The 12,613-nt window shown below is 41.4% G+C and carries 8 protein-coding genes; 5 read left to right on the forward strand and 3 right to left on the reverse strand.

Features of this window, described 5'->3' with window-relative positions; all coding sequences use genetic code 11:
- Positions 1 to 97 precede the first annotated feature (97 nt).
- Together ACLNCS_RS07925 and ACLNCS_RS07930 are read left to right on the forward strand one after the other, a co-directional pair.
- Positions 98 to 1,270 carry a hydroxymethylglutaryl-CoA synthase gene (locus tag ACLNCS_RS07925; protein ID WP_424848160.1) on the forward strand — a complete coding sequence of 391 codons (1,173 nt, stop codon included), beginning with the start codon at positions 98 to 100 and terminating at the stop codon, positions 1,268 to 1,270.
- The gene (locus ACLNCS_RS07930; RefSeq protein WP_424848162.1) at positions 1,270 to 2,544 is read left to right on the forward strand and encodes a hydroxymethylglutaryl-CoA reductase, degradative; all 1,275 of its coding nucleotides are present in this window, start codon (positions 1,270 to 1,272) and stop codon (positions 2,542 to 2,544) included. Before ACLNCS_RS07925 ends, ACLNCS_RS07930 begins: the two co-directional genes overlap by 1 nt.
- 35 nt (positions 2,545 to 2,579) lie before the next feature.
- Here ACLNCS_RS07930 and ACLNCS_RS07935 read toward each other — a convergent pair whose 3' ends face one another.
- Together ACLNCS_RS07935 and ACLNCS_RS07940 are read right to left on the reverse strand one after the other, a co-directional pair.
- Entirely contained in the window at positions 2,580 to 3,545 is a 966-nt protein-coding gene (locus ACLNCS_RS07935) for a LacI family DNA-binding transcriptional regulator (protein ID WP_004251363.1), read from the reverse strand.
- Positions 3,526 to 4,980 (reverse strand): sucrose-6-phosphate hydrolase, encoded by a 1,455-nt coding sequence (locus ACLNCS_RS07940; RefSeq protein ID WP_424848164.1) that lies wholly within the window; start codon positions 4,978 to 4,980, stop codon positions 3,526 to 3,528. Before ACLNCS_RS07940 ends, ACLNCS_RS07935 begins: the two co-directional genes overlap by 20 nt.
- A gap of 364 nt (positions 4,981 to 5,344) precedes the next feature.
- Between ACLNCS_RS07940 and ACLNCS_RS07945 the strand changes: the two genes are divergently transcribed.
- Entirely contained in the window at positions 5,345 to 7,240 is a 1,896-nt protein-coding gene (locus ACLNCS_RS07945; protein ID WP_424848166.1) for a sucrose-specific PTS transporter subunit IIBC, read from the forward strand.
- A gap of 259 nt (positions 7,241 to 7,499) precedes the next feature.
- Positions 7,500 to 8,387, forward strand: coding sequence for a fructokinase ScrK (gene scrK / locus ACLNCS_RS07950; RefSeq protein WP_006148929.1), 888 nt, complete (start codon positions 7,500 to 7,502; stop codon positions 8,385 to 8,387).
- Between the two features lie 42 nt (positions 8,388 to 8,429).
- On the opposite strand, the gene ACLNCS_RS07955 is transcribed toward scrK, so the two are convergent.
- A complete protein-coding gene (locus tag ACLNCS_RS07955) occupies positions 8,430 to 9,620 on the reverse strand; it encodes a cation diffusion facilitator family transporter (protein WP_036759221.1) in 1,191 nt (396 codons plus the stop codon).
- A gap of 270 nt (positions 9,621 to 9,890) precedes the next feature.
- On the opposite strand from ACLNCS_RS07955, the gene ACLNCS_RS07960 reads away from it, so the two are divergent.
- The gene (locus ACLNCS_RS07960) at positions 9,891 to 12,575 is read left to right on the forward strand and encodes a cation-translocating P-type ATPase (RefSeq protein ID WP_424848169.1); all 2,685 of its coding nucleotides are present in this window, start codon (positions 9,891 to 9,893) and stop codon (positions 12,573 to 12,575) included.
- Positions 12,576 to 12,613 lie beyond the last annotated feature (38 nt).

Below are 12,613 nucleotides of genomic sequence, written 5' to 3' on the forward strand. Positions count from 1 at the left end.
TTTGGTGAATCAAGTCTTTTTTCGCTCATTTGACCTCAATTATGATAAAATAGAGGTGAACGAATTTTTACAATGAATGATAAAAATAGAGGTAAATATGAAAATCGGTATTGATAAGATTGGTTTTGCGACCAGTCAATACGTTTTGAAATTACAAGATTTAGCAGAGGCTCGAGGGACTGATCCTGAAAAATTGAGTAAAGGACTCCTTTTAAAAGAATTGAGTATTGCTCCTTTAACGGAGGATATTGTTACCTTGGCTGCCAGTGCAGGAAATTCTATCCTGACTGAAGAAGAGAAGCAAGAGATTGATATGGTTATCGTAGCGACAGAATCTGGAGTCGATCAAAGTAAGGCGGCTGCGGTTTTTGTACACGGTTTGCTTGGAATTCAACCTTTTGCTCGTAGTTTTGAAATCAAAGAAGCTTGCTATGGTGCAACTGCGGCCCTTCACTATGCTAAGTTACACGTAGAAAATTCTCCTAAATCAAAAGTTTTGGTACTAGCTAGTGATATTGCAAAATATGGTGTCGAAACTCCTGGGGAACCAACCCAAGGAGCAGGATGTGTTGCCATGTTGATTAGTCAAAATCCACGTGTTATGGTCTTCAACAACGATAACGTTGCGCAGACTCGTGATATCATGGACTTTTGGCGTCCAAATTATTCAACGACACCATTTGTAAATGGAGTCTACTCAACACAGCAGTATTTGGATAGCTTGAAAACGACTTGGGAAGAGTACCAAAAGCGTTATGATTGTACTTTGGATGATTTTAAAGCTATTTGTTTCCACTTGCCATATCCAAAGCTAGCTCTCAAGGGATTGAAAAAAATTCTTGATAAATCTCTACCTCAAGAGAAAAAGGATTTACTTCAAAAACACTTTGATGAGTCCATTATTTACAGCCAAAAGGTTGGAAACATCTATACAGGTTCACTCTTTTTAGGTCTCTTGTCTCTTCTTGAAAATTCTGATAGTCTCAAAGCAGGGGACAAGCTAGCTCTCTATAGCTACGGAAGTGGTGCTGTATCTGAGTTCTTCAGTGTGGAATTGGTTGAAGGCTTTGAAAAGCAATTGCAGAAAAATCGCTTAGAATTGCTAGACCAGCGTCAAGCATTGAGCGTAGCTGATTATGAACGAATCTTCTTTGAGGAAGCAAACTTGGATGAGTCAGGTTCTGCAACCATGTCAAGCTATGAAGGACAGGACTATGCTCTGGTTGAGATTGTAGAACACCAACGTCGCTACAGCAAGGTTGAAAAATAATGAAAAAAAATTGGAATGGATTTGCTAAAAAATCAATTCAAGAGCGCCTTGAGTTCGTTAAGTCTCAGGCGCTTACTTCTATGGAAGCCCAAGAAAGTCTTAAGCAAAATGAAAATCTTAGTATAGCAGTTGCGGACCAACTGAGTGAAAATGTAGTGGGGACCTTCTCACTACCCTACTCAGTAGTGCCAGAAGTACTGGTAAACGGTCAAGAATACACAGTTCCTTATGTGACCGAAGAGCCATCTGTCGTTGCTGCAGCTAGTTTTGCTAGTAAGATTATCAAACGTGCGGGTGGTTTTACTGCTCAGGTTCATCAACGTCAAATGATTGGTCAAGTAGCTCTTTATCAGGTTCCAGATAGGGATAAAGCATGTCAGGCTATTTTGAGTCAGAAAGCAGAGCTACTCGAACAAGCAAACCAAGCCTATCCATCTATTGTCAAACGTGGTGGTGGAGTTAGAGAGCTAACAGTTGAGAAAATTTCTGGTGAGGTTGACTTTTTAGTGGTTTATCTCCATGTGGATACTCAGGAAGCCATGGGAGCTAATATGCTCAATACCATGCTTGAAGCTTTAAAACCTAGCTTAGAGGCTCTAAGTCAAGGGCAAAGTTTAATGGGAATTCTATCCAACTACGCAACAGATTCTCTAGTAACTGCAACTTGTCGGATTGCCTTTCGTTATTTGAGTCGTCAAAAAGATGAAGCGCATGAACTAGCTGAAAAAATGGTTTTAGCCAGCCAGTTTGCTCAAGCAGATCCTTATCGAGCGGCTACTCACAATAAGGGAATATTTAATGGAATCGATGCTCTCTTGATTGCGACAGGAAATGATTGGCGTGCTATCGAAGCAGGAGCTCATGCCTATGCCAGTCATGATGGTGCTTATCGAGGTCTCAGTTGTTGGACGATGGATTTGGAAACAGAAGAGCTAATAGGAGAGCTTACTATGCCGATGCCAGTTGCTACCAAGGGTGGATCAATTGGTCTTAATCCTCGTGTAGTTTTGAGCCATGAGTTGCTAGGTCATCCATCAGCTAAGGAATTGGCTCAAATTATCGTGTCAATTGGTCTTGCACAAAACTTTGCAGCTCTTAAAGCTCTTGTCAGCACAGGAATTCAGCATGGACACATGAAACTTCAAGCGAAGTCACTAGCCCTCCTTGCAGGAGCCACAGAGGCAGAAGTGCCTAAGTTGGTAGAAAGCTTGATTGCTGAAAAAACCTTTAATTTAGAAAAAGCACAAACTCTTTTGAAAAAATTAAGATTATAAGAAAAACTCAGACTGATTCAGTCTGAGTTTTTTGTTTAAATACTTTTACCTGGCAAGAGACTAACCGGCAAGAAATAACCAGTAGTAGCAACCTCTTTGCCTTTAATCTTTTGTAAGAGCAAATCAACTGTTAGGCGAGCAATCTCTTCCAAGGGTTGTTTAATGGTAGTGAGGTGAGGGTAGAAATTCTCAATGAAATAAGTCCCGTCATAGCCAATCACCTTGAGTTGTTCAGGAACAGAGAGACCAAGCTCCTGAGCAATTTTAATAACCAAAATAGCAGTCAAATCATCAGAGGCGAAAATCGCATCTGGTTTTTGTTTGGTCAGGATATTTTTAATTTCCATTTCCTTACGAAGGGGTGAAAAGTCACTGGAAACATTGATAATAGGAGCCTTTGGTAAGATAGAAGCAAAACCAGCATGACGAAGTCCAGTTGGTGAATTGGAGTTGTCATTTCCTGTAATCATGATAATAGATTTGGCTCCAGTTTTAGCCAGAGTCTGAGCGGCTAGGACACCACCAGCATAGTTGTCAGAAGAAACGACAGGTATGTCTGGTGATAGGTTACGGTCAAATGAAATGATTGGAGCAGTTACGCGATTGTAATCCTCAATCCCAAGGTTATGACTTCCCGAAATGATGCCGTCCACCTGGTTGGCTTCCAACATTTCTATGTATTCACGTTCTTTTTCCGAATCGTGCTCACTGTTGCAGATGATCGTCTTGTAGCCTTTTTTGAAGAGTTCGTGTTCCAATTTGTCAATTAACTCTGCATAGAAAACATGGCTGATTTTTGGGAAAATCAAACCGATTAACTTGGCTGATTTCCCTTGGAGGCTACGAGCAAGGTTGTTAGGTTTATAGCCCAGCTCACGCATAGCTTCGTTGACCTTTTGGATGGTTTTTTCAGACAGATAACCCTTTTTATTGATGACACGTGAAACGGTAGTAGGGCTGACGCCAGCTAATTTTGCGACATCAGTTAGTTTTGCGACCATATTCTAATTCGTAGTAAGTTCCAGTTGGGTTTCCAGATTTAATCACGATTCCATTTTGGTTCTCATGTGGGAAGACACGACCAGAAAATACTTTTTCTCCTTTATTAATGAAAATTTCAAAGACTGAATTATCGATGAAGATATTTACAGTAGTGGCTTGGTTATCAATTGGACATGAGCGAGTAGTTCCAAATTCTTGGGCATATTGCTCACCTGCTTGACTGCGGTCAACGGTTACTTGGCCATTGACAAGATCGAAATTGATAGAGAGTCCCTTGCCGTCTTTATCAGCAAGAAGGATGATTTCACTTTGGCTATTAGCCTCTAAGTTCAACTCAAGTTCGTAGGTGCTCTTAGTTTCAGAACGATTTGAAAATTCCTCTTTTGAAGCACGGAGTTCCTTGATGGCTGCTACAGGATACTGATAGAGTTTGCCATCTTTAATGGTTAATTCTTTGACCAATGAGAAAGTTCCTTGGTGATCAAAGCGATCAGATGGATAAGAAACATCTGGTAAGCCAAGCCAACTTACTGCTAAGGCACGTCCATCAGGAGCGTTGAAGGCCTGAGTAGCATATGCTTCGAAACCATAGTCAAGATTGTGTAGTTCAGACACATCTACCATACGTGCATTTTCAGGATCGAAGGAAGCACCGATTTTATACATATTTGGATAGATATTGTCATAGTCAAGAACCTTTTTATCCAAACCTTGTGGGCAGTAGAGAAGGACAGGTTGTTCTCCGACAAAGACAAGATTTGGGCACTCCATCATATAAGCGGTACGGTCGTTATTGAAGTCCAAATCACCAACTTCTTGCCAGTTTGTATAATCGTTATCGACTGCTTTGTAGAGACGGACAAATCCTTTTTTCTCCAAGTCTTGTCCACCAACGATTGCGTAGTATTGTCCTTTAAAGTTGAAAATCTGTGGATCACGGAAGTGGTCGGTTGCATCAGCTGGTTGATCAATCAAGACTTTATCAATTTTTTCAATCTTGCCGTCCTTATCCATTAAGGCACCAATCTGATAAGGGTGACGCACCCAGTTTTCATCACGGACATTTCCTGTATAGAATAGGAACAATTGATCACCAAACTGCATAGCAGATCCAGAGTATGCGCCGTGGCTATCAAGTGGAGTATCAGGTAAGATTTTTACACCTGTTTCAGTAAAGTGAACCAAGTCGTCGCTTTCAAGCTGAACCCAAGACTTCAATCCATGAGCTGCACCAAAGGGGAAGTTTTGGTAAAAGACAACCCACTTGCCATCAAAGTAAGAAAAACCGTTCGGGTCGTTAAGGAGTCCTTCCTTTGGTTCAATGTGATAGCTGACATGCCATGGGGATTGTGCCATCTTTTCTTGGATTTCTTTTCTTTCTTCTTGTGTCCAATCTTCATAACGTCTGTAACGACGTTCGGTAGTCCATTCCATTTATATTCCCTCCATAAATTCTACTATCTTTATAGTAAACGTTTCCTTTTAAAAAAGCAAGTCTTTTATCATAAAATTAAGAAAAAAATGTCAAACGATTGACAGAAACAGATTGAATGATTTTATGAAAATGAATGAAAAAATGAAAGAATTTGCAAAAAAATATTTAAAAACCTCACAATAATAGGTAAAATATTGCTTTTTTTATTTAAAAAACATCAAAAACAATCAAAAAATTCAAAATGCTAAATTTTTTTCTGCAAAACGCTTGACATATTTTAAAAACATGATAGAATTATATGCGTAGGGCGGATAAAATCGCTTTCAAACATTTTACAAATTTTTTATAAGGAGATTTTTGCAAATGACGAATACAGAAATTGCAAAAAAAGTCATCGAAGCCTTAGGTGGACGTGAGAACGTTAACAGTGTTGCGCACTGTGCGACTCGCCTCCGTGTGATGGTGAAAGATGAAGCGAAAATTAACAAAGATGCTATCGAGAGCTTGGAAAAAGTTCAAGGTGCTTTCTTTAACTCAGGTCAATACCAAATCATCTTTGGTACTGGTACAGTAAACAAGATGTACGATGAAGTCGTAGCTCTTGGTTTGCCAACTTCTACAAAATCTGAAATGAAAGCAGAAGCTGCAAAACAAGGAAATTGGTTCCAACGTGCCATCCGTACTTTCGGTGACGTCTTCGTTCCAATCATTCCAGTTATCGTAGCAACTGGTCTCTTCATGGGTGTTCGTGGTCTCTTGACTGCTCTTGGAATGACACTTCCAGAAGATGTGACAACTTACACTCAAATCTTGACTGACACAGCCTTTATTATCTTGCCAGGTTTGGTCGTTTGGTCAACCTTCCGTGTATTCGGTGGTAATCCAGCCGTTGGTATCGTTCTTGGTATGATGCTCGTATCTGGCTCCCTTCCAAATGCCTGGGCTGTTGCTTCTGGTGGTGAAGTAACTGCAATGCAGTTCTTCGGATTTATCCCAGTTGTAGGTTTGCAAGGTTCAGTTCTTCCGGCCTTCATTATCGGGGTTGTCGGAGCTAAATTTGAAAAAGCTGTTCGTAAGGTTGTTCCAGACGTTCTTGACCTCTTGGTAACACCATTCGTAACACTTTTGGTCATGTCAATTCTTGGTTTGTTTATTATCGGACCAGTCTTCCACGTTGTTGAAAGTTACATCCTCATTGGAACAAAAGCTATTCTTAACTTGCCATTCGGACTTGGTGGTTTCTTGATTGGTGGAGTTCACCAATTAATCGTCGTATCAGGTGTTCATCACATCTTCAACTTGCTTGAAGTTCAATTGCTTGCTGCTGACCATGCTAACCCATTCAACGCTATCATCACAGCTGCCATGACTGCTCAAGGTGCTGCGACAGTAGCCGTTGGTGTGAAAACTAAAAATCCTAAACTTAAAACACTTGCTTTCCCAGCTGCTCTTTCTGCCTTCCTAGGTATTACTGAGCCTGCTATCTTCGGGGTTAACTTGCGTTTCCGTAAACCATTCTTCCTTTCATTGATTGCTGGTGCAATCGGTGGTGGATTGGCATCTATCCTTGGACTTGCTGGTACTGGTAATGGTATCACAATCATCCCTGGTACAATGCTTTACATTGGTAACGGACAACTTCTACAATACCTTCTTATGGTAGCTGTATCATTTGTACTTGGTTTTGCTCTTACTTACATGTTTGGTTACGAAGATGAAGTAGAAGAAGTTTCAGGAGCAATTTCTGAAGCTGAAACTGACCGTTTAACAGAAGAAGCAGTAACTGGTACTGTGGTTTCACCTAGCGAAGGTGTTATCCAAACACCAATCGTTGGTGATGTCGTTGCTCTTTCAAATGTGAATGATCCAGTCTTCTCAAGTGGAGCTATGGGACAAGGTATCGCTGTAAAACCAAGTGAAGATGTTGTTTACGCACCAGCTGATGCTGAAGTGACAATTGTCTTCCCAACAGGACATGCTTATGGCCTAAGAACAGCTAACGGAGCTGAAATCTTGATCCACGTTGGTATCGACACTGTTTCAATGAACGGTGAAGGATTCAACCATAAAGTTGCCCAAGGTGACAAGGTTAAAGCTGGAGATGTTCTTGGAACATTTGACTCAGCTAAGATTGCTGCTGCAGGACTTGATAACACTACTATGGTTATCGTAACAAACACTGCAGACTTTGCTTCAGTAAATCCAGTAGCTTCTGGATCAGTTGCTAAGGGGGATGCAATCATCGAAGTTAAAGCTTAATACTCTTCGAAAATCAAATTCAAACTGCGTCATACTCGCTTTGCCGTACTCAAGTACTGTCCGCAGCTCGATTCCTAGTTTGTTCTTTGATTTTCATTGAGTACACTACTTTCGATTTAATAGATCAAAAAACGAACAAATGTCATGTTTGTTCGTTTTTGATTGAATGGTAAAATTTACAGAGGAAAATCTAAAATATTGAGCAATTTTCAGCATGGAAATATGCTATAATAGAGAAAATAAATACAAGAGGTTAATCATGACAAAACTATACGGAAGCTTGGAAGCGGGCGGTACAAAATTTGTCTGTGCTGTCGGAGATGAAAACTATAACGTTGTAGAAAAGGTACAATTTCCTACAACAACACCTATTGAAACAATCGATAAAACCATCGAGTTCTTCTCAAAATTCGACAATCTTGCAGGACTTGCCATTGGTTCATTTGGTCCAATCGATATCGATAAAAACTCAAAAACTTACGGATTTATCACAACAACTCCAAAACCTAACTGGGCAAATGTCGACTTGCTTGGTGCTCTTCGTCGCGCTCTAAACGTGCCTATGTATTTTACGACAGACGTAAACAGTTCTGCATACGGTGAAGTGGTTGCTCGTAATAATGCCGGTGGTCGTATCGAAAACTTGGTTTATTACACAATCGGTACAGGTATCGGTGCAGGTGTTATCCAACGTGGCGAGTTTATTGGCGGTGTTGGTCACCCTGAGATGGGTCATTATTATGTGGCTAGACACCCAATGGATATTGAAAAAGAATTTAAAGGTGTTTGTCCTTTCCATAATGGATGTTTGGAAGGTTATGCAGCTGGTCCAAGTTTGGAAGCTCGTACAGGTGTTCGTGGGGAAAACATTGAACTCAACAACTCTGTCTGGGATGTTCAAGCCTACTACATTGCTCAAGCTGCAGTGAATGCGACTGTAACTTTCCGTCCAGATGTCATCGTCTTTGGTGGTGGGGTTATGGCTCAACAACATATGCTTGACCGCGTACGTGAGAAATTCACAGCCCTACTCAATGGCTACCTACCAGTTCCAGATGTACGTGACTATATCGTGACTCCAGCTGTTGCTGGCAATGGTTCAGCTACACTAGGAAACTTCGTTCTTGCTAAGAGCGTTGCAAAATAAGAATATAAAAAACTCCCAACTGAGAAAGTTGGGAGTTTTGCTTTAGTCTTTTTCTATTTTGGTTTCCTGATGGAAAATATTTTGCCAAGTTTCGTGGCGACGCCAGATGCTGGTATGAATGGTATCACCGACTTGGTAGCGGATGAGTTTAGTCTTTTGACTGATAGAAGTTAAATGAAGCTCCTTGATAGCAGAGGTTAGTTCTTTTTCAGCCTTATAGGCTCCCTTGTCAAGTTCTTGTCCGTCCTGGCGGATATAAACGAAGTCTTCTGCAAGTAATTCTTCCAGTTGATTTCCTTGGTCAATCAGTTGCTCTCTCATGAGCAATTTTTTATATACATTATCTAGGATTTCATCCTCAGGGATTGGTGCTGGTTCGATATGAATGTCTGTATCAAAGACACCAAATCGTTCTGATAACATGGATTCGACCTGGTCCGCAATTTCGTGACTTTCAAAAACAGACAGATCTGGGTTCATCTCAAGTGTGATGTCCAGATAAATATTGCTTCCGTAGGTACGCCCCCGTTGTGATTTGACCTTGCTAATCTTAGGAATTTCCATGATAGCTTTTTGATAATCTTCTAGCAAGTGTTCATCAAAACCATCAGAAAGGCTGAAGGATGACTCGATGAAGATATCATAAGCTGTTTTTAGAATAAAGAAAGTAATGATAATAGCGACCAACTTATCCACGATTGGATAGTTGAAGCTACTAGCCAGGATAGCAATAGAAGTTCCAAGAGATGTCACGGCATCTGACAGATTGTCCTTAGCTGCAGCCTTGAGGGCCTTTGATTTAGCTTGCTTACTCAGATGGGTATTGTAGAGATAAACGGCAAACATGATGATGGCAGAGACGACTCCCAGAGTCGCACCAAGTGGGTCAATGACCGTTTGCTCTCGGCTGAGTATTTTTTGGATGGTATCACGTAGAACATCAAAGCCAACGTAAAACATGATGATGGAAGTGATGAGACTTGCCAAATCCTCTATTTTCCAGTGGCCGAAGCGATGATCTCTATCAGCCGGTTGGCGAGCCAAGCGAATCCCGATGAGAAGGGCTACATTTCCAACGATATCTGAAACGTTGTTAAAACCATCTGCTACCAAACTGGATGAATGGAGCAAGTGTCCGGTCGCTAGCTTAGCTGCAGACAAGAATAGATAAGTCAAGATGCTGATAATGGCACCACGCTCAGCTAATTTTAAGTTTGAAACCGATTGATTCATCTAACTCCCCTTCTAGCATTTTAGTATTCTTTCATTATACTGGTTTTCCAAGGAAAATTCAAATGTGGGAAGTAAGTTAAATACACCTCAAAACTTGAAAACTTTTGAAATTTTGATATAATAGAACTACTCAAGGGAGTAGCTGGCGGTTAACCGCGATAGTGTCGTCATTACGAATTATTTCCGGCACTATATTAAACAGCGAGACTTGTTTTTTTAAAAAACAGGTCTCTTTTTTTGTAAAAAGAGGCCAAAAAGGAGGAGACTGTTTTGTCAAAAGAACAAAATAAAGACTTGTTTTACACACAGACCTCAGAAGAAGTCCTAAAGAACTTGGACTCATCTATCGAAGGTTTGTCAACTGCTCAAGCTCAAGAACGCTTAGCGACTTATGGTCGTAATGAGTTGGAAGAGGGTGAGAAACGTAGCCTACTAGCTAAATTCCTTGATCAATTTAAGGATTTGATGATTATCATCTTGCTTGCGGCAGCGGCACTTTCTGTGATTACAGAAGGAATGGACGGTCTAACGGATGCCATTATCATCTTGGCCGTTGTTGTCTTGAATGCTGCCTTTGGGGTTTACCAAGAAGGGCAAGCAGAAGCAGCTATTGAAGCGTTGAAAAATATGTCTAGCCCGATGGCCCGTGTTCGTCGTGATGGTCATGTGATTGAGATTGACTCAAAAGAATTGGTACCTGGAGATATCGTCTTGCTAGAAGCGGGAGATGTCGTGCCTGCAGATATGCGTTTGTTTGAAGCAGCTTCTCTTAAAATAGAAGAAGCAGCACTTACAGGGGAGTCTGTCCCAGTTGAAAAAGATGTGACAGGACTTGTTGAAGCAGATGCTGGTATCGGGGATCGTGTCAATATGGGTTACCAAAACTCAAACGTAACATACGGTCGTGGTATTGGTGTCGTAACCAATACTGGTATGTATACAGAAGTTGGTAAGATTGCAGATATGTTGGCTAATGCTGACGAGACTGAAACACCGTTGAAGCAAAGCTTGGAACAATTATCTAAGGCCTTGACTTACTTGATTGTTGTGATTGCCGTTATTACTTTCTTGGTTGGTGTATTCGTTCGTGGTGAACATCCATTAGAAGGCTTGATGGTGGCAGTTGCTCTTGCGGTTGCGGCTATTCCAGAAGGTCTCCCTGCTATTGTAACCATCGTTCTATCTTTGGGAACTACAACCCTTGCAAAACGGAATTCAATCGTCCGTAAATTGCCAGCGGTTGAGACTCTCGGTTCAACAGAAATCATCGCATCTGATAAAACAGGTACTTTGACTATGAACCAAATGACTGTTGAAAAGGTTTATACCAACGGTCAATTGCAAAGCTCGGCATCTGAAATTGCTGCTAACAACAATACGCTACGTATCATGAACTTTGCCAATGACACTAAGGTGGACCCATCTGGCAAGCTGATTGGGGATCCAACGGAGACAGCTCTTGTACAGTTTGGTTTGGACCACAACTTTGATGTTCGTGAAGTCTTGAAGGATGAGCCACGTGTGGCTGAATTGCCATTTGACTCAGACCGTAAACTCATGTCTACCATTCATAAGGAAGCAGACGGTTCTTACTTTATCGCTGTCAAGGGTGCACCTGACCAATTGCTCAAGCGCGTGAGTCGTATTGAAGTCAATGGGGAAGTTCGCCCAATCACAGAAGAAGATAAAAATGCTATCCTTGCAACCAACAAAGACTTGGCTAAACAAGCCCTTCGTGTCTTGATGATGGCTTACAAGACAAGTAACGAAATTCCAACCTTGGAATCTGAAATTGTTGAATCTGACCTCATCTTCTCTGGTTTGGTCGGAATGATTGACCCTGAGCGCCCAGAAGCTGCAGAAGCTGTTCGTGTTGCTAAGGAAGCGGGTATCCGTCCGATTATGATCACGGGTGACCACCAAGATACTGCTGAAGCTATTGCTAAACGTCTCGGTATCATCGATCCAAATGATACAGAAGACCATGTCTTCACTGGTGCTGAGTTGAATGAACTCACGGATGAAGAATTCCAAAAAGTCTTCAAGCAATACTCTGTCTACGCGCGTGTATCTCCTGAACACAAGGTTCGTATCGTGAAAGCATGGCAAAACGAAGGTAAGGTTGTTGCCATGACAGGTGACGGGGTCAACGATGCGCCATCACTTAAGACAGCGGATATTGGTATCGGTATGGGGATTACAGGTACAGAAGTTTCTAAGGGAGCTTCGGATATGGTCCTTGCTGATGATAACTTTGCAACCATTATCGTAGCGGTAGAAGAAGGACGTAAAGTCTTCTCAAATATCCAAAAATCAATCCAATACCTCTTGTCTGCTAATATGGCTGAAGTCTTCACCATCTTCTTTGCAACTCTCTTTGGTTGGGATGTGTTGCAACCAGTGCATCTTCTCTGGATTAACCTGGTAACAGATACGCTACCAGCCATCGCTCTTGGTGTGGAACCAGCTGAGCCGGGTGTCATGACCCACAAACCTCGTGGCCGTAAGTCTAACTTCTTTGATGGTGGTGTCTTCGGAGCAATCATTTATCAAGGAATCTTCCAAACCATGCTAGTTCTAGGTGTTTATGGTTGGGCTCTTCTTTTCCCAGAGCACCAAGTTCAAAGTGAAATCCACGCAGATGCCCTTACAATGGCCTTTGCAACTCTTGGTTTGATCCAATTGCTCCATGCCTTTAACGTTAAGTCGGTTTACCAATCAATCTTTAAAGTGGGACTCTTTACCAACAAGACCTTTAACTGGTCTATCCCAGTTGCCTTTGTACTCTTTGTGGTGACAATTTTGGTTCCTGGATTTAATAATCTCTTCCACGTTTCAAACTTGAGCTTGACTCAATGGATGGTTGTTGCCGTAGGAGCACTTATGATCGTGGTCCTTGTTGAGATTGTTAAAGCAGTCCAACGAGCGCTTGGAAAAGATAAAAACGCTATTTAAACAATCATGAAAAGTCATCTTCGGATGGCTTTTTGTTT

It is taken from the genome of Streptococcus sp. CL9.43, assembly GCF_049737935.1.
Lineage (GTDB): Bacteria > Bacillota > Bacilli > Lactobacillales > Streptococcaceae > Streptococcus > Streptococcus infantis_I.

What these genes read in the sequence shown, in the direction of transcription:
- scrK (WP_006148929.1), top strand. Translation starts at nt 7,500, where the DNA reads ATGACAAAACTATACGGAAGCTTGGAAGCGGGCGGTACAAAATTTGTC.
- ACLNCS_RS07935 (WP_004251363.1), bottom strand. Translation starts at nt 3,545, where the DNA reads ATGGTCGCAAAACTAACTGATGTCGCAAAATTAGCTGGCGTCAGCCCT.
- ACLNCS_RS07955 (WP_036759221.1), bottom strand. Translation starts at nt 9,620, where the DNA reads ATGAATCAATCGGTTTCAAACTTAAAATTAGCTGAGCGTGGTGCCATT.
- ACLNCS_RS07945 (WP_424848166.1), top strand. Translation starts at nt 5,345, where the DNA reads ATGACGAATACAGAAATTGCAAAAAAAGTCATCGAAGCCTTAGGTGGA.
- ACLNCS_RS07925 (WP_424848160.1), top strand. Translation starts at nt 98, where the DNA reads ATGAAAATCGGTATTGATAAGATTGGTTTTGCGACCAGTCAATACGTT.
- ACLNCS_RS07930 (WP_424848162.1), top strand. Translation starts at nt 1,270, where the DNA reads ATGAAAAAAAATTGGAATGGATTTGCTAAAAAATCAATTCAAGAGCGC.
- ACLNCS_RS07940 (WP_424848164.1), bottom strand. Translation starts at nt 4,980, where the DNA reads ATGGAATGGACTACCGAACGTCGTTACAGACGTTATGAAGATTGGACA.